Here is an 18,578-nt window from a genome sequence, read left to right as displayed (position 1 = left end):
TTGGAGTAAGCAATATGAAAGTTAGAGCCCAAATTGGCATGGTGCTGAATTTAGACAAGTGCATAGGTTGCCACACTTGCTCCATCACTTGTAAAAATGTCTGGACGTCACGCGAAGGCACAGAGTATGCCTGGTTTAACAATGTCGAAACGAAACCTGGTATTGGTTACCCCAAAGAGTGGGAAAACCAGGAAAAATGGAAAGGTGGCTGGACCCGCGAAAAAAATGGCAAACTTGTGCCAAAAATTGGCGGTAAATTGCGCATTATGGCGAATTTATTCGCCAACCCGGATTTGCCAGAAATTGACGACTATTACGAACCATTCGATTTTGATTATCAACATTTGCATACTGTTGGTGATGTAAAACATCAGCCAGTTGCACGTCCACGTTCATTGATCACCGGTAAGCGGATGGAAAAAATTGAATGGGGCCCCAACTGGGAAGAAATTCTGGGTACCGAGTTTGCTAAACGGAAAATAGATCAAAATTTTAATGAGGTGGTTCAAAAAGACATTTATGGTCAATTTGAAAAGACCTTTATGATGTATCTGCCAAGGCTGTGTGAGCATTGTTTGAACCCGGCCTGTGTCGCAGCGTGCCCCAGTGGCGCTATCTACAAACGTGAAGAAGACGGCATTGTGTTAATTGACCAAGACAAATGTCGTGGCTGGCGCATGTGTGTCTCGGCCTGCCCCTACAAAAAAATCTACTATAACTGGAAAAGTGGTAAGTCGGAAAAGTGTACTTTCTGCTTCCCGCGAATTGAAGCCGGACAGCCTACCGTATGCTCAGAAACCTGCGTTGGCCGCATTCGTTACTTAGGCGTGCTGCTGTACGATGCCGATAAAATTGCAGCGGCAGCCAGTACTCCTAACGAGAAAGATTTATATCAGGCACAGCTGGATATTTTTCTTGATCCCTTCGACCCAGACGTTATCGCTGCTGCCAAAGCAGAAGGTATTAGTGACAACTGGCTAATAGCCGCTCAGCGCTCACCAGTCTACATGATGGCAATGGAATGGAAAGTCGCACTGCCACTGCACCCGGAATACCGTACTTTGCCAATGGTATGGTACGTGCCACCACTGTCGCCTATTCAGGGAGCAGTGCAGGCTGGCCATGTTGGGATGAATGGCGAAATTCCGGATCTGAAATCGCTGCGTATTCCGCTTAGATATCTGGCCAATTTACTTACTGCCGGCGAAGAAGCGCCCATCGTCAGAGCATTGGAGCGAATGATAGCTATGCGGGCGTTTAAACGCTCACAACAAGTTGATGGCATTGAAGATTTAGAAGTATTACATCAGGTGGGTTTAACCGCGGTTCAGGTAGAAGAAATGTATCGTTATATGGCAATAGCCAATTATGAAGATCGCTTCGTTATTCCTACCAGTCACAAGGCTTATGCTGAAAATGCTTACGACATGAAAAGTGATTGTGGTTTTAGCTTTGGTAACGGTTGTGCCGGTGGTGAAAGTAAACTGAATATCTTTGGTGGCTCCACTAAAGGTGTACGCAAAGTCATTCCAGTGACTATGAAGGAGTAACTAATGGATATTTTACGCGTTATATCGTTGTTGCTGGATTATCCGCAACCGCAATTGCAACTGGTTAGCAATGATTTGCTGGCTATTGTTCAGCAATCTGGCTTATCCACGGCACAACAACAACAGGTAAGCCAGTTTATTACTCAGCGCTGCCAGAGCGATATTATGGACTGGCAGTCAGAGTACGATGGTTTGTTTGAGCGTGGCCGTTCGTTATCTCTGCTGTTATTTGAACACCTGCACGGAGAGTCACGTGATCGTGGCCAGGCTATGGTGGATTTAATGAACCAATATCAGCAAGCGGGGTTGGATATCGGCGTGCGCGAGTTGCCTGATTATATTCCGCTTTACCTAGAGTTCTTAAGTACTCAAGGCGACGAGAATGCGCAATTAGGTCTGGCAGAGGTAGCCCACATTTTATCGGTATTGTTGTGCCGGTTAGAGCAGCGGGATAGTAACTATCAAGCCTTACTTGGCGCATTAATTGAACTGTCTGGGGTACCGGTAGAACTGGCCCCGCTGCGCGAGCAATTGAAGACAGAAAAGCCAGACAATACCCGCGAAGCACTGGATAAAGTGTGGGAAGAAGAAATGGTAACCTTTGGTCCGGGCGCAGACAAAGAAGGCTGCGCCAGCAACAGCCAACCAACAGAAACCCAACGACGGGACCAACATGTTCCGTTGCAATGGACTGACGCCACTAAGGCGCCACGCAGCAACGTTACGTCAGGAGTCTGATTATGAAATTTATAGATATGTTGTTATTTGGCATCTACCCTTACGTGGCTTCAGCTATCTTTTTTCTGGGTTGCTTGTTGCGCTACGAGCGCGAGCAATATACCTGGCGCGCACAATCGAGCCAAATCTTGGATAAAACCAATTTCCGGCTAGCCAGTATTTTGTTTCATGTTGGTATTATTATGATTTTTGCCGGGCATTTTGCTGGCTTGGTTGTTCCCTATGAAGTCTGGGAATTCTTTGGTATTAACCTGGCGACTAAACAATTAATCGCCCTGGGCGTTGGTGGCCTGTTCGGCGTTATCTGTTTTATTGGTTTAACCCTGCTGGTGTACCGCAGGCTATTTAATCCTCGGGTTCGTGCCAGTAGCTCATTAATGGATAGCATGATTTTGTTAGTCATTTATTTGCAATTAATTCTCGGTATCATGACAATTTTTGTCTCAACTGGCCATATGGACGGTTATGTAATGAAAGGCCTGATGAACTGGTCGCGTTATCTGCTGACATTCCGCCCGGGAGAAGCCATTGAATTTATAGACGGCTTACACTGGATTTATAAAGCGCATGTGTTCTGGGGCATCACCTTATTCGTGCTATTCCCATTTAGTCGTTTAGTGCATATCTGGAGCGTGCCGGTGGGCTATTTTGGCCGAAATTACCAAGTGGTGCGTCGTCGCTTTGGTTCGAAATAACATTATTAGTAACACGATAATACGTGAGGTTTTTATGATCCAGGTCAACCAAACTCAGATCCCGGAACAAGATATTCTGGCAGAAATGCAGTATCACCCAGCTCAATCGCAGCGTGATGCGATGTTAAAGTCAGCTGAAGCACTAGTTATTGCTGAACTGTTACGCCAGCGCGCTAAAATGCTGGGTCTGGACATTGATAGCGATGGCGCGGCCACCAGCCAAGATGATTTTTTAGAGCAACTGCTGGAACAGGAAGTAACGATACCCACTGCCAGCCTTGAGGAATGCGAGCAATACTACCGGCTCAACCCCAATCGGTTTGCCAGTTCGCCATTGCTAGAGCTAAGCCATATATTACTGGCTGCTGCGCCAGATGATGACAAAGCCCGGGTAGATGCCAAAATTTTGTCAGAGCAACTTATCAGTCAGCTGCAGCAAGGTACTAGTATGGCGGAGCTTGCAAAACACTATTCTGCTTGTCCCTCTAAAGAAACCGGCGGTAGCTTAGGCCAAATAAGTCGCGGCCAGACCGTGGCAGAATTTGAACGGCAGATATTTAGCGCTGAACCGGGGTTACTGCCGCGGGGTATCGAAAGCCGTTACGGCGTGCATGTTGTGTATATTGCCCGCAAAGTACCCGGAAATTTGCTACCTTTTAACGCAGTACAACAAAAAATTTCCGAATATCTTAACGAAAAAGTCCGACGTAAAGCAGTGGCGCAGTATATTCATACCCTGATAGTGGCAGCAGATATCGCAGGTTACGATTTTAACTTGTCGGAATCACCGTTAATACAATAACCAGGCCAGAATACCGGGGGCCCCTACTTTTTTGATATCAAGGCGCCCCCGTCATAACGTCGTATACCTCAATTTTAGCAGCAAGGTGAACCATCAAAGGAGCGCATAATTGCGCTCCTACTAATTATGCCCCTACCAATAATGAGGTAACCCCTTAACCTAATGATATAAAAAACCGTTTCAGGCTAAGATCGCTATATCAGCTTTAACCAGGACCCTACCATGAAAACTGTTATTTCTGTTTTACCTTTTGCCATTCCATTAATCTTGTCTACCTCAGTAATGTCCACACCGGTCTACGCAGGTATTAATAACGAACTGAGCAACGCCTTAAAGCAAAGCAGCGTAGCGGCACATTTTCGCTACCGGCTAGAGGCGGTGGATCAAGATAATGCATTAGACGAGGCCATTGCCTCTACCCTGCGTAGCCGCTTAACGCTAAACACTGGCCAGTTGTCCGGTTTTAGCGGCTTATTGCAAGTTGATAATGTCAGTGTACTGGGTAATGATACTTACAACAGCACCGCTAACGGTAACACAGCCTACAGCGTAGTAGCCGATCCAAAAGGTACTGATATTAATCAGGCGCTGCTTCGCTATCAGAATAATAGCGGCACAGTTATTAGTGCCGGACGCCAATTGGTTAACCACCTTAACCAGCGTTTTCTGGGCGGTGTTAGTTGGCGTCAGAACGAACAAACCCTAGATGGTTATCGCCTGCAGCAAAGCTTTACTGCGAACCTGAGTGCTGAACTCGGTCATTACTACAATGTTAACCGGGTATTCGGCCCCAAAGGTGCAGCAGCTGATCAGCAGGGCCGTTTTAATACGGCGCTGTTGCAGTGGCAAGTCAGCCCGGCGCATCAGTTAGCCGCCTTTGGCTATGACTTTGACTTTGAGAACTGGGCGGTACGCAGTAGTCGTACTGTCGGCGCGGATTATCAAGGTAAATTCGCTACCGGGCCTAAATTTAGCTGGCAGCTGGCGCTGGCCAAACAGGATGCTGCGCATAATGCACCGCTTAATTTTAGCCATCACTATCACCGGCTAAGTCTTAGTTGGGTATTAGACAGCATCACATTACAAGTTGGGCAAGAACGTTTAGCCGGCAATGGCCAAAGCGCATTCCAAACGCCACTGGCTACCCTGCATGCGTTTTCTGGTTTTGCAGATACCTTTTTAAACACCCCCACTAGCGGTCTGCGTGACAATTGGTTGCAAGCCAGCAGTAAACTGCAAGGCGTTGCACTCACGCTGGCATACCATCGCTTTGACAGCGACGCCGGTAGCAGAAAATACGGCGATGAATGGAATGCGACCGCAGGCTATACTCTAAATAATCAACTAACAGGACTGCTGAAACTAGCGTATTACAATGCCGATAATCTGGCGGCAGACACCACTAAAATTTGGCTAATGCTGAACTATCAACCTTAACCAGCACACTTCCCAGCTCCACTAACCAACCTTGTTGGTTCTTTTGCTGCCCCTCCGCCTTGGAGTGGGCGGTTTTTTTATTTTTTTATCCAGGAAATGTCTGTTAAACCGCCTTACTCCCGATGGGGTAATAACCTCAGTAAAACTGCGCTTTGCCACCTGATCGAATTTTAACGTCAGCCAAAACTTGATCCAGATCAAACTTTTCCTTGGGCTTAACGTTAAGCTAAACCACAACATATAGTGCCGCAGCCGGATAAAATCACTATATAAGGGGTTTTATGCTGAGATTTACTGACGAACAAATTGTATTTCAGGAAGTACCAGGTGAGGTGTCGCTGGCCTTTACTATTGCCGGCTGTCAACTCGGTTGCAAGGGCTGCCATAGCAGCTATAGCTGGCGATCTGATCTTGGCTGCCTACTTACTCCGGAATACTTTAGCCACCGCATACAACGCTATAAAGACTTAATAAGCTGTGTATTATTTCTGGGAGGGGAATGGCAATCAGAAACGTTGTTGTCATTATTATCTCTCGCACGAAAGGCTGGCCTGCATACCTGCCTCTACACCGGACTGGATGATGTCAACCTTGATCTTAAACAACAACTGACTTACCTAAAAACCGGTCGCTGGCTGGCCGAGCTCGGTGGCCTTAATAGTGCGAATACTAACCAGATTTTTACTGATTTACGCACAGGCCAATGCCTAAACCACCTTTTTATTCACCCATAACCTGCTGAAGGAATAGACAATGCAAGCGCTAAACTTGACCCAACTACAACAAAAACTGAGTTTTATTGATAACTATCTGCACGCCAATAATGCTGCAGATGGCTCGAAACTGGATGCCAATGCTAACGTCACCCAAAAAAACATCGCTACCCTGGAAGCTGAACTGATGAAAGATCAGTTTATTCAGGTTAACCGGGCACTGGTGAGTAATAAAATTAGTGAGCTGTTCGGCGCTGAACTCGCTGCAGAATACCAACGGCAGCTAACAGACCATGAAATTTATGTCCATGACGAAACCAGTTTAAAGCCTTATTGTGTGTCGGTTACTATGTATCCGTTTTTGCGGGATGGTTTAACCAAGCTAGGGGGTGAATCTTTGGCACCAAAGCACCTTGAATCATTTTGCGGTTGTTTTGTAAACTTCGTGTTTGCCGTCTCCAGTCAGTTTGCTGGCGCGGTAGCGACGGTAGAGTTTTTAACCTACTTTGATTATTTTGCCCGCAAAGACTACGGCGACAACTACCTGCAAACCCACCCGAAGCAAATTGCCAACCATCTGCAACATGTGGTGTACGCCCTGAACCAACCCGCAGCAGCGCGCGGTTATCAGAGCGTATTCTGGAATATCTCGGTATACGATCAACATTACTTCGACAGTATGTTTGGTAATTTTGTGTTTCCGGATTTTGTTAAACCCGGCTTTATTAAACCAGAATGGCAATCAGTATCAGCGCTGCAGCAGTTTTTTTTAAGTTGGTTTAATAAGGAACGTGAAAAAACCGTATTGACCTTCCCTGTGGTAACCGTGGCGATGTTAACCGACAATGGCTCATGCAAAGATGCTGAATTTGCCAATGATATCGCCCGCGAAATGGCAGAAGGTAACGCCTTCTTTATTTATCAGTCTGAAAATGCCGATTCACTGGCCAGCTGTTGTCGCTTACGCAGTGAAATAAGTGACAATACGTTCTCTTATTCGTTAGGTGCGGGTGGGGTCGCTACCGGTTCAATCAATGTGATAACGGTAAACATGAACCGATTGGTGCAAGATGGCCGGGATTTGGCCACTGAGATCAGTAAAATCCATAAATATCAGGTGGCCTATCGCAAATTAATAGAGCACTACAAAGATGCCGGGCTGTTAACAGTTTATGACGCTGGCTTTATCAGTCTGGATAAACAGTTTCTCACCATAGGTATTAACGGTATGGTGGAAGCCGCAGAATCACAAGGCTTAACGGCTGGCAATAACCCCGACTACATCAACTTTGTGCAGCAACAACTAAAAGTTATTTTTGACGCTAATAAAGCGGCTAAAGCTGAATATGGCTTCATGTTTAACACTGAATTTGTGCCGGCAGAAAACCTGGGCGTTAAAAATGCCAAGTGGGACCGTGAAGATGGCTACTTTGTGCCACGCGACTGCTATAACTCCTATTTTTATGTAGTAGAGGATGATCAAAGTAATACCCTGGACAAATTTCAACTACACGGCCGAGAGTTGCTGGATTACCTTGATGGCGGCTCGGCGCTGCATTTAAACCTAGAGGAAAAACTGGATCAGGCAGGTTATTTAAGTCTGCTGAATATTGCGGCACGTACCGGCTGCAACTACTTTTGCGTTAATGTGAAAATTACCATCTGCAACCAGTGTGAGGCTATCGATAAACGTACGCTGTGTGCCTGCCCCAGCTGCGGCAGTAAGGACATTGATTATGGCACTCGGGTCATCGGCTATTTAAAACGGGTATCAGCGTTTAGTAGCGGCCGCCGGCTGGAGCATGGGCTACGGTTCTATCAGCGAAGAGAGCGACAGCGAACAGATAGCCAGCAAGAAAATAAGCAACTGGCCTGCAAAACCAGTTAACACACCTTACAACGGAAGGGCGCCCTATTTTAATTAATTTCAGGGCCCCAGCCAGCACCAGCGTAGTATTTCATCACACCCACAACAACGGTTTAAACCGCGCCAGATATAAAATTCCACCTAGTTGAGCCAGCGCCAGCACAGCACAAACTGTGCGTACTGGCACAGCTAGACTTTGCTTCAAGGCACCAACACCAAATCCGATATAACCCAGCAACAGCAAAATTTTAAAGCCCAGCCATTGGTGTACGAAAGGCTGCCAAGGCCCTATCGCCAGTAACGTGAATGCTAGCATCAGCAACAAGGTGTCGTTAAAATGCGGTAAATAGCGCACCTGGCTCTTCCGCCAGCCAGGTCTACCGGCTATGTCCAGCAATAGTCTGGCAATAAATAAGGTCGTGCTTAAATAAGCACAAAACATATGTAACTGTTTTACTGTTAAATAATACCCCATTTGCTCCGTCTCTGTTTTGCGAATACGCGTTACCTTATAACAACTTTGCCGCGCTGCCTATATCGCCAAATAGGTAGAAAAAACCCTACCACGTGAAGATCTGGTAACTTTCACCCTGCAGGTGGTTTTAACCCGAAAATTTCAGGTTAAAACCACCAAAATTTAGACAAAAACAAAAAAATAACTTAAATAACAACCACTTAATAGTTGGCTTGTTTCTTGTAATGGCAGTGTTGGCAAGCTTAGCTTAGCCAACTATGACAATAACAGGAGTGAAGTATGACACTTAGGCGCAATCACAATGTTTTAAGGGGGCTAAATGGCCGGATATCGTAAACTCTGGTGGCTGTTAATCGGCACCTTTGCCATCACCTTCGCGGTACTGGGCTATTTTGGGGCAGAGGTGTATCGCTCGGCACCGCCTATTCCGGCTAAGGTGGTTAATCAGCAAGGGCAAGTGCTGATGACTAACGAAACCATTTTAAACGGCCAAACCGCCTGGCAATCAGTGGGGGGAATGCAGTTAGGTTCCATTTGGGGCCATGGTGCTTATCAGGCACCTGATTGGTCAGCTGACTGGCTCCACCGCGAGCTGATAGCCTGGCTTGAATTGGCCGCGCAGGATGAGTTTGGTATTAACTTTACTGAACTGAACCCCGCGCAGCAGCATGCCCTTAAGTTTGACTTAAAGCAGGCTTATCGCACTAACAGCTACGACAAAGCCACTGACACTTTGCTTCTAAGCGACAGGCGGGTACTTGCTATTACGCAAACGGCAGAACACTACATTGCTTTGTTTGGTGATGATTTGGCACTGGCGCAAACCCGCGCAAACTATGCAATGAAAAACAACACATTACCGGCTTTAAGCAGACGCCAGGAGATGACCCAGTTTTTCTTCTGGACAGCCTGGGCAGCTAGTACCGAACGTACACCGGGTAGTGCCACTTATACCAATAACTGGCCGCATGAGCCGTTAATTGACAACCGACCCACCGCAGAAAACCTAATTTGGTCACTCGTTAGTATTATTCTGCTGATCGCCGGTATCGGGGGTCTGGTTTGGGGTTGGGCGTTTTTGCGTAAACACGACGATGAAGAACCCGTGCCGCCTCAACTCGACCCGATTGCTAGGTTAACACTCACTCCATCACAAAAATCGTTAGGTAAGTATATACTGATGGTAGTGACACTGTTTACACTACAAGTCTTTTTGGGTGGTTTTACCGCGCATTACACCGTAGAAGGTGATGGCTTTTATGGTTTAAATACCACTGAATGGCTACCGTATAGCTTAAGCCGTACTTGGCATTTACAAGCTGCGATGTTTTGGATTGCTACTGGCTTTTTAGCAGCCGGCTTGTTTTTAGCACCTATTATAAATGGTGGTAAAGATCCTAAGTATCAAAAATTAGGTGTTGATATATTATTCTGGGCATTAGTAGTATTAGTCGCAGGTTCTTTTGCCGGTAACTACTTTGCCATTATGCAGATTATGCCGCATGAATATAGCTTCTGGTTTGGTCACCAAGGTTATGAATATATCGATATAGGCCGTTTTTGGCAGATTATTAAATATATTGGTATTTTATTTTGGTTAGGTTTAATGCTGCGCGCTATTGTGCCAGCCTTTAAAGCCCCCGGTGATAAAAACTTATTAGCCTTGTTTGCTGCTTCAGTAATATGCGTCGGTTTATTTTATGGCGCAGGTTTATTCTACGGTGAGCGTACCAACTTATCGGTGATGGAATACTGGCGTTGGTGGGTGGTACACCTTTGGGTAGAAGGCTTCTTTGAAGTATTTGCCACTGTATCATTAGCGTTTATTTTCCACAGTATGGGTTTGGTATCGCGCACTATGGCAACCAGTGCTAGCTTAGCATCGGCATCACTGTTTATGCTTGGTGGTATTCCTGGTACTTTTCACCATTTATACTTCTCAGGCACTACCACACCAGTAATGGCGGTTGGCGCAACGTTTAGTGCGTTAGAAGTAGTGCCTTTAGTGGTACTAGGTTACGAAGCATTTGAACAATGGCGAATGAAAGACCGTGCACCTTGGATGGCTGATCTTAAATGGCCATTAATGTTTTTCGTGGCAGTAGCGTTTTGGAATATGTTAGGTGCCGGCGTATTAGGCTTTATGATTAACCCGCCTATCGCGCTGTACTATATTCAAGGTTTAAATACCACGCCAACCCATGCTCATGCTGCACTATTTGGAGTTTATGGTTTCCTGGCACTGGGTTTTTGTTTGCTAATTCTGCGCTATATCCGGCCGCAGCTGGTGTTTGATGAAAAACTGATGAAAACGGCATTTTGGTGGATGAACACAGGTCTGGTATTAATGCTGTTTACCAGCTTGTTGCCAATTGGCTTTATTCAGTTTTATGCCAGCGCCACACAAGGCTTATGGTATGCCCGCAGCGAAGCCTTTATGCAAAGCGACATTCTACAGACGTTGCGCTGGGTACGCACAATAGGTGATGTGATCTTTATTATCGGCGCGCTAGCAGTTAGCGCTCAGGTGGTAAAAGGGGTGTTCAACAGAAACGCTGCACAGGAACCAGTGCATTTATCCAGTTAATTATGAATTAATACAAAAACACCACAAATTAACTGTGGTGTCTTTGTATATGGTAACTATAGCTAAAATTGCAATCGTTACTTCCGGCTTAACCTACCCGCTGCAGTAATTCGTGTTGTACAATACAGCGACCGATATAGGATAGCTTCACTAAGGTGGCACTGAGGATCATACTAATATGCCCGACGAGTTGCAGATGAAACGGTACCCAATGGGCCAGTGGGTAACACACAACAATAGTAACTAGCAACGCTACAAAAGACAATATTAGCAATATGTTAGCTCGCCTTAACCAAGGCTTCAAAATAACAGCTTTTGTCAAACTAATAGATTTATCCATAACAGCTCCAGCAATACAACGTGACATTGTTCAGAGCTTATCGCTCGGGCTTACTTGAGCAAGTTATATGCCATAATACGAAATCATATTTTTCAATCACTTAAAATAACATCATGCTATTTTTGGGTCTTTATGACTCATAATTGGGTCTTAATAACTTTAAAAGGTTTAAATAACCCAGCACCTTAGAAACAACATAAAGGATCTAAAGCGGCCACTGCCCCTACCACAAATGAGGTAAACCATTACCTCTAAATACCAAAACTAAACCAGCCCTGCCTTTGCTACACTGGCTTAAAATATTACCAGGCTTATACGATGAATATTGAATCTTATACCGACTTAATTCAGGCTGCTGCCATGCAAGACGAGCCACAGCGCCTGCTATTTGTGTTTGCTAAGGCGGAGCTGCCCAATGGCTATACCGACGGGCAAAAAAACAACTTTGAGCAAGGAATGGGCGGCGCTTTAGCACCGGTACTCTGTGTTGATAAACTACCAGACGAAGTAGCCGAATTTAACGTGTTAGTAGCTGAATCACAACATACCGGGGTTGACTGGGATATCGCTTTTGTTTCAGCTATTGGTGGCAGAGGTAGCTTTGCCCCAAATAGCGACGAAGCAGCGCAACCATTAAAAATGATGACTGAAAAAATTCAGGGCGGCATGATTGCCGATTTTCTGACCTTTAACCGTCAAGGCGAATTAGTGGAGTTATACTAACGTTGGCGAGAATATCACCGGTCTAATGTTTAATAGCGGTAAAAGGTTCATCCTGAAAAAACGTTGGATAATGTTGTAATGCATTTAGTACCTTTATCGCACCCTGCCGTTGGTCAACAATACTTTCTTGCCGCATTGCGGTTTTGGCTTGTATAAGTGTTGCTAGCAGTAAATGAAACTGGGCATCAGTTTCGGGTGTTAATTGGCAATTGGTAACAATATGATTAATTTCCTGCTCTAACACTTGTGCAAACTGTTGGTACTCTTGCTGACTAAAACGGTTATGATGAATAGCATCTAACCGGCTTAACAGTTGTTGTCTAAGACGCAGCATGGCAGAACTCAACACCTCATCTACTGGCCATTTAGCCCCCTCATTCAAGCTTAAATTGGCCAAAGGGTTGGCTTGGGTATCATGATGTTCATGGTGGTCGGGTTCAGCCAGTAACGAACCGCTGATTAGCAGTACACCACTGAGCAACATCAATTGTAATCTATTCATTATTTCCCTCCTCAAGTAGAGACATAAAATTGCGTCTCTGATAATAAGCACTGAACAATTTAAAATAATATTAAATAATTATTGTATTTTTGGCATAGCCGACTATTTAGGTTTTAACCAGTAACAAAATAATTCATTTTAAAACAAATACAGCCATTGAACCAAGGTACTCCGAAAATGATATTTGGTTTTACCGTCTTATCCAAGCTTAAACGAGAACAGATCGGCATTAGATATACCTACCTTGGACAGTGTCAACAAAAAGAGAGTATTCACTTATTATCGATGTGTAATTAAGCTACGGCTGTTAATGTTATACACAGTTATAGCTACTTGGATTACGGTTATGCAGACACGCTCGGTTACTCAGAAAAATATCCCTGTGCATGAAAATGCTAATATTCTCTCTACAACAGATCTCAAAGGGCGTATAACCTCGGTTAATAAAGACTTTCTCGAGATAAGCGGCTATACAGAACAAGAATTAATAAACCATGGCCACAATATTTTGCGCCATACCGATATGCCTGTCGCTACTTTCAAGCATATGTGGCAAACGATACAAAGTGGCCAGTCATGGCAAGGTGTCGTGAAAAATCGCTGTAAAAATGGCGATCACTACTGGGTAGATGCTTATGTTTCACCGATTTACAAAGAAGGCCGTATTATTGAATTTCAATCGGTGCGCCGTCAGGCTAGTCAGTTACAAATTGCCCGCGCAGAACATATATATCAGCAACTAAACAGTGCTAAAACACCCCGAATTGCTAGTTTTCATTTTAACCATTTACTGTTATTAACTTTTTTGCCAATACTTATAATGCTAATGCTGCAACCCTTGGTTGTTCAACATGCCACTATTAATATAGTGCTACTGTCACTGGCGTTGCTGGCTAGTGCGTTGCTGGGTATGCGGTTGCTTAACCCCGTCAGCAGCGAGCATAAAGCAGCCAACAATGATCTCATCAGCCAAGCCATTCAATATATCTATACCGGTAGTCGGCTTCCGACTGCCAGCATTACCTTTCAACTACAACGTAAACAAAGTGACACTGCGGCACTGGCAGGAAGGATGCGCTTTGTTGCAGAGCAGGTAAATATTAGCAGTGAACATATTGCAGTAAAAATGCAGCAATTACGCCAAAACGTGGTACAACAATTTACCGAAACAGAATCGTTAGCAACAGCTATGCACCAAATGGCAGCAAGTATTCAAGATGTTGCAGTTAATGCGACAGAAAATGCCCAAAATGGCAAAGAGCTACAACAAGGTATTACCAAGTGTAATGATTATTCTCAAAAAACCACTGCAAAATTAAGCCAGCTAGATAGCACACTACAACAAGCCACTACTGAATTTACCGAGCTTAGGTTACACAGTCAGAAAATACGTAACGTATTAGATGTAATTACCGCCTTGGCAGACCAAACCAATTTACTAGCGTTGAACGCCGCCATTGAAGCGGCTCGGGCCGGTAAGGCAGGACGAGGTTTTGCAGTAGTCGCCGATGAAGTAAGACAACTTGCCAACAGAACACAGCGCTCGGTCAGTGAAATTGGACAAATAAGTCATTTAATTGATACCAGCACTCAACAAAGTGGCAAAGTGTTACAGCAAGGTACAGTGCAAACCGCAGAAACGGTTATTGCTATCTCGCAGCTGACCGCGCAGTTTAACCAGCTCAGTGTCCGTACTCTTAGCAGCATTGCGGCTAGCGAACAAATTGCCGCCGCTGTCACGCAACAAGGCATTGTTGCCGACAGTATTAACCAAAGCTTGTATCAAATTCGCGATCTTGCAGAAAATACCAGAGAGCACAGTGAGCAAAGTAGGCTGCAAGCCACTGCGCTGCAAACGCTAAGTAACCATTTTAATTTACTCACTGATTTTTTCTGGCATAGTAAGATGAAAGCATCAAAACTTCCTAAGATATAATTCACTGTGATAACAGTTATGCTAAGCTAAAATATTGATGGTTATCTGAGATGTATAATGAAACCGACTGCAGTTTTTGATTATTTATATCGTTATAGAATGCCATTTAAACGTTGGCTGTGGCTTGGTGCAGGGCTGTGGATTCTGACTCTTATTGCGTTAATGTGGCTGTTTAACGTAAACAGCCAATTAAATGTGGTAAAAGGTTTAGCAGTTATTAGCGCGCTCGCCCTGGTTCTCTTGTATCAGTTTGTAACAATTCGCTATTTTACTAATATTTTATTCAGGCTACATTGTTTTTTAAAAGCAACTCGCGAACACCGAACTACATCTACCACCGAACATCTTATTGAAGATGGCGAGGTTGGTGCCTTATTTAAAGACTTGCAGCAAACTACCTTAGCATTGGAGCAGTTTTATCAACACGCTGATACCGTAGCCCAGCAACAGCAAATGCTAAGTGAAGCGGTTAAACAAAGTACTAACTCAATTGTTATTACTGATTTACAACATAATATTTTATTTGTTAATCAGGCGTTTTGTCATGTCAGTGGTTACACCACCGCAGAGATTATTGGAAAAACGCCAAAAATATTGCAATCGGGCAAAACACCGGAAACTACTTATATCGACATTCGCCACGCCTTAGCAAAAGGTAACGCCTGGAGTGGAGAGCTTACTAATAAAAGTAAAAATGGTGATTTGATTAATGAACATATCACCATTATGCCGATAAAGAATACACAAGGTGAAATTTGGCGCTTTATGGCTATAAAAGAAAATATAACCGCCATCAAGCGAGCAGAGCAGCATATTCACAGTTTGGCATTTACCGACAATATTACAAAACTTGCTAACCGGCATAGTCTTTTACAGCAGTTTGAAAAATGGCAAGAACGTAATTTCGCCATACTCTTGATTAATATTAATAATTTTAAACAAATTAATAATCAGTATGGGCTGGTTGCAGGTGATAAACTATTAATCAGCTTCGCTACTAAGTTAAAGTCTACCTTACCAGCTGATTGCTTTATTGCACGTCTAAATAGTGATGAATTTGTGGTATTGCTTCCCGACTGTAATATTGCAACCTTAACAACTCTTTATGAGCAGCAGCTGCATTTATTACAAGGAGAAATTACCGCGGGTATCTTGCAAACTACCATAAATTGCCGCTTTGGTGCTTGCATATATCCCCAGCACGGAAAAAACATTTCTGACTTGCTGACCAATGCCGATATGGCGTCACGAAGAGCTAAACATTCCAGCAAAAAATTAGTTATATTTCAATCGGCAATGAAACTGGAATATGAAAAACAAATGAAACAACTGTCGATTTTGCGGCAAGAATTGCTCAAACCAACACACTTATCATTGGTGGTTCAACCACAAATAGAGCTTAAAACAAATAGTTGCATAGGCGCAGAGGTACTACTTCGGCTTAATCACCCAGATAGCCCAAACAACAACATATATAGTTTTATTTTGCTGGCTGAGCATTATGGGTTAATTAAAAAACTTGACCAATGGGTAATTAAACAGAGTCTACTTTTATTGCTTGAGTTACAAAATTTTAAATATGATAAAAAATTATCAGTAAACATCTCAGCAGCAAGCTTTCAAGATCCTGATTTTGTTGATTTCATAGTACAACTATTGGTCGAACTGTCACTCTCAACACCTAATCTTACGCTTGAAATCACAGAAAGCGCCTTAATATCACAACCCCATATCGCCATTAAAAACGCAGAACGTTTAGAACAACTTGGGATCTGTTTATCCATAGATGATTTTGGCACAGGTCATTCATCCCTGGCCTATTTGCAACAATTTAGCGTGTGTCAGCTAAAAATAGATAAAAGTTTTATTGATAATGTTACGACTAACGTAAAAGATAAAGCCATTGTGGAAACTACGCTATTACTTGCTAAAGGACTGGGTCTTAAAACGGTTGCAGAAGGTATCGAGAACGAGCAACAAAGGCTATTGTTGTTGCAGTTAGGCTGTGATTATGCGCAAGGTTTTTATTTTAGCAGGCCAATAACACCAGATGCCTTTCAAGTAATGCTGACCAGCCAAAGCTTTCAGGTCAGCGATTAACGTTGTAGATGTTCATTAAAAATGGGGCAGTAATTGACCAATAACCCGAACGATTAAGCTGCTAGCATCTTTTACAGGACATAAGCTAACTACTACCCTAGAGTTGTTCTGTTACACTACTTTAGAATACCGCTGCTGGCCTTGGGTTAAATAGGCATCAAAGCAGGCGCAGATACTGCGCACCCATAACCGGCCGGCGTTGGTTACGGTTATCCGCTGATCGTCTGCCTCTACCAGGTTATCTTCCATAAACGGCTGTAAACGCTCTAGCGCTTCAGCGAAGTATTGCCAAAAACCATTAATGTGCCATTGCTGGCAAAATGTGTCTACGTTGAGCTCAAAATGGCAAATAAGCTGGCTAATAAGTGCAGCGCGCAGTTTATCATCGGCATTTAAACTAAAACCGCGCTCAACCGGCATTTTGTCAACGTTAATGGCAGCATAATAGTCTGTTAAATCTTTGCTGTTTTGCCACAATACCCCGTTTACTTGGCTAATACTGGATACGCCCAGGCCAATTAAAGCATCTTGCCCGGCTGTGGTGTAACCCTGAAAATTACGCTGCAACTTACCGGCTTGCTGTGCTTTGGCTAACGCATCGTCGGGTCTGGCAAAGTGGTCCATGCCGATAAACTGGTAACCGGCTGCCACAAAACGGTTAATCGCCAGTTGCATCAGTTCAAGTTTTAACGGCGCATCTGGCAGGCTGCTATCGGCAATTTTACGCTGGGCAGCAAAACGTTCGGGTATGTGCGCGTAGCTAAACAGTGAAATGCGATGTGGATTAAGCAGAATAATTTCATCAACCGTTTGGGCAAAGCTGGCGGGTTGCTGAAACGGCAGACCGTATATTAAGTCCAGATTAATCGAGCTAAAGCCCAACTCGCGGCTAAGCGCCACCTGATGACGAATAAGCTCGGTATCCTGCACCCGGTTTATTGCAATTTGCACTTTTTCGTCTAAATCCTGCACACCGTAACTTACCCGGTTAAAGCCCAGCGTACGCAAGTGCCGCAGTTTGTCATCACTGCAACTGCGTGGGTCTATCTCAATGCTAATTTCAGCGTCACTGGCAATGGTAAAGTATTTATGTAGCAGTGACATCAGCAAACTTAGCTGAGTTTCAGTTAAAAAGGTGGGGGTGCCGCCACCTAAATGCAGCTGATTAATACGCTTAGTGGCCAGTTTAGGCCCGTATAACGCCATTTCCTTGGCCAATGCATTCAGGTAAGTATCTGCTTTATGCTGATGACGGGTAATCACTTTGTTACAGCCACAGTAATAGCATAGCTTATGGCAAAACGGGATATGCAGATACAGGCTTAACTCATTCGTGCTGTTACTGATTGCAGTTTGAATATGTGCTTGCTCAAAATCAGTATTCAGCGCTAGCGCCGTAGGATAAGAGGTATATCGCGGGCCGTTAATGTTGTACTTGCTGATTAACTTTTTATCCCATTTTATATTTTGCATCTTAACCTCGTAATGGCGCGTTTATAACATGTAGCCTACTGGCGATAGCGTATAAGCATTAGTATAGCGATGACTAACAACCGTAACTTTGATCCATCGCAGGAACGGTTTAATCTGCTGTTGCTGCAATCAATGCGTGTTGCTGTGCCAGCCAGCTTAGGCCCTCTGACAATAACGGAGGCAAACGATCTGGCCCGATACTATCAAGCAAATTTTTGCAATACAGCCCCAACTCAGTATCGCCCAACAGTTGCAGACGACGGCGGAAAAAAAGTGTGTCTGGATCGGTAGTATTACTCATCATGGCAACAAAATCTGCCAGCTCTGCTGTTAACAGCAGAGCTGGCTGTGTAGGGTTAAGTTGCACCTGCAGTTTTCTGTCATTAAGACTTATGCCAAATTGCAGCGCAATATCACTCACCACTATGACTAACTGCTTTTCTTGCAAAAAATCCAGCTCACTATTTTGCAATTCTTTCTTAAAAAACTGGTTTATGGCTAACTGTAACACTTTGACCTGAGCTGCCTTGGGCGCATAGCGGTTAAGCTGGCGCAGTGTTGTGGGTAGAGCACTTACCAATTTATAGTTAACTCTTTTAATATCAATCATATGTAAGCAATTCCGTTATTTCAGGCTCTA

General features: G+C 44.1%; 16 protein-coding genes. 11 read left to right on the top strand and 5 right to left on the bottom strand.

The features are described 5' to 3' along the window. Nucleotides 1–14: 14 nt before the first annotated feature. The 7 genes from narH to nrdD all read left to right on the top strand — a co-directional run bounded on the left by narH (nt 15) and on the right by nrdD (nt 7,823). Nucleotides 15–1,550, top strand: a complete 1,536-nt coding sequence (gene narH, locus VT06_RS04080; RefSeq protein ID WP_046553010.1) for a nitrate reductase subunit beta — start codon at nt 15–17, stop codon at nt 1,548–1,550. A gap of 3 nt (nt 1,551–1,553) precedes the next feature. Further along, on the top strand, nt 1,554–2,288 hold the full coding sequence (gene narJ / locus VT06_RS04075; protein WP_046553009.1) for a nitrate reductase molybdenum cofactor assembly chaperone: 735 nt from the start codon (nt 1,554–1,556) through the stop codon (nt 2,286–2,288). 2 nt (nt 2,289–2,290) lie between these two features. Further along, complete coding sequence (gene narI, locus VT06_RS04070) at nt 2,291–2,983, top strand: respiratory nitrate reductase subunit gamma (RefSeq protein ID WP_046553008.1); 693 nt, start codon at nt 2,291–2,293, stop codon at nt 2,981–2,983. A gap of 34 nt (nt 2,984–3,017) precedes the next feature. Further along, nucleotides 3,018–3,785 (top strand): peptidylprolyl isomerase, encoded by a 768-nt coding sequence (locus tag VT06_RS04065; protein WP_046553007.1) that lies wholly within the window; start codon nt 3,018–3,020, stop codon nt 3,783–3,785. A gap of 222 nt (nt 3,786–4,007) precedes the next feature. Then, nucleotides 4,008–5,222, top strand: a complete 1,215-nt coding sequence (locus VT06_RS04060) for a hypothetical protein (protein WP_046553006.1) — start codon at nt 4,008–4,010, stop codon at nt 5,220–5,222. Nucleotides 5,223–5,503: 281 nt separating this feature from the next. Beyond that, nucleotides 5,504–5,956, top strand: a complete 453-nt coding sequence (gene nrdG / locus VT06_RS04055; RefSeq protein WP_046553005.1) for an anaerobic ribonucleoside-triphosphate reductase activating protein — start codon at nt 5,504–5,506, stop codon at nt 5,954–5,956. 19 nt (nt 5,957–5,975) lie between these two features. Then, on the top strand, nt 5,976–7,823 hold the full coding sequence (gene nrdD / locus VT06_RS04050; RefSeq protein WP_046553004.1) for an anaerobic ribonucleoside-triphosphate reductase: 1,848 nt from the start codon (nt 5,976–5,978) through the stop codon (nt 7,821–7,823). 73 nt (nt 7,824–7,896) lie between these two features. On the opposite strand, the gene VT06_RS04045 is transcribed toward nrdD, so the two are convergent. Further along, nucleotides 7,897–8,277, bottom strand: a complete 381-nt coding sequence (locus tag VT06_RS04045) for a SirB2 family protein (RefSeq protein WP_046553003.1) — start codon at nt 8,275–8,277, stop codon at nt 7,897–7,899. A 319-nt stretch (nt 8,278–8,596) separates the two neighbouring features. On the opposite strand from VT06_RS04045, the gene VT06_RS04040 reads away from it, so the two are divergent. Next, nucleotides 8,597–10,864 (top strand): nitric-oxide reductase large subunit, encoded by a 2,268-nt coding sequence (locus tag VT06_RS04040; protein ID WP_046553002.1) that lies wholly within the window; start codon nt 8,597–8,599, stop codon nt 10,862–10,864. 88 nt (nt 10,865–10,952) lie between these two features. Here the strand turns inward: VT06_RS04040 and VT06_RS04035 are convergent, their stop codons facing one another. Beyond that, a complete protein-coding gene (locus VT06_RS04035; RefSeq protein WP_046553001.1) occupies nt 10,953–11,204 on the bottom strand; it encodes a hypothetical protein in 252 nt (83 codons plus the stop codon). Between the two features lie 318 nt (nt 11,205–11,522). On the opposite strand from VT06_RS04035, the gene VT06_RS04030 reads away from it, so the two are divergent. Next, the gene (locus VT06_RS04030) at nt 11,523–11,927 is read left to right on the top strand and encodes a hypothetical protein (protein WP_046553000.1); all 405 of its coding nucleotides are present in this window, start codon (nt 11,523–11,525) and stop codon (nt 11,925–11,927) included. A 22-nt stretch (nt 11,928–11,949) separates the two neighbouring features. On the opposite strand, the gene VT06_RS04025 is transcribed toward VT06_RS04030, so the two are convergent. After that, nucleotides 11,950–12,429 carry a hypothetical protein gene (locus VT06_RS04025; protein ID WP_046552999.1) on the bottom strand — a complete coding sequence of 160 codons (480 nt, stop codon included), beginning with the start codon at nt 12,427–12,429 and terminating at the stop codon, nt 11,950–11,952. Between the two features lie 346 nt (nt 12,430–12,775). On the opposite strand from VT06_RS04025, the gene VT06_RS04020 reads away from it, so the two are divergent. Then, nucleotides 12,776–14,365, top strand: coding sequence for a methyl-accepting chemotaxis protein (locus VT06_RS04020; RefSeq protein ID WP_046553158.1), 1,590 nt, complete (start codon nt 12,776–12,778; stop codon nt 14,363–14,365). 453 nt (nt 14,366–14,818) lie between these two features. Further along, a complete protein-coding gene (locus VT06_RS04015; protein WP_161795034.1) occupies nt 14,819–16,465 on the top strand; it encodes a bifunctional diguanylate cyclase/phosphodiesterase in 1,647 nt (548 codons plus the stop codon). Between the two features lie 111 nt (nt 16,466–16,576). Here VT06_RS04015 and hemN read toward each other — a convergent pair whose 3' ends face one another. Next, entirely contained in the window at nt 16,577–17,938 is a 1,362-nt protein-coding gene (gene hemN / locus VT06_RS04010; protein ID WP_046552997.1) for an oxygen-independent coproporphyrinogen III oxidase, read from the bottom strand. A 109-nt stretch (nt 17,939–18,047) separates the two neighbouring features. Next, nucleotides 18,048–18,548 carry an SCP2 domain-containing protein gene (locus VT06_RS04005; RefSeq protein ID WP_046552996.1) on the bottom strand — a complete coding sequence of 167 codons (501 nt, stop codon included), beginning with the start codon at nt 18,546–18,548 and terminating at the stop codon, nt 18,048–18,050. Between the last annotated feature and the right edge of the window lie 30 nt (nt 18,549–18,578).

Origin of the sequence: Arsukibacterium sp. MJ3 (genome assembly GCF_000987765.1) — a bacterium.
GTDB lineage: Bacteria > Pseudomonadota > Gammaproteobacteria > Enterobacterales > Alteromonadaceae > Alishewanella.
The sequence above is the reverse complement of the archived record's forward strand: the minus strand, read 5'-3'. Positions and strand labels throughout refer to the sequence as shown.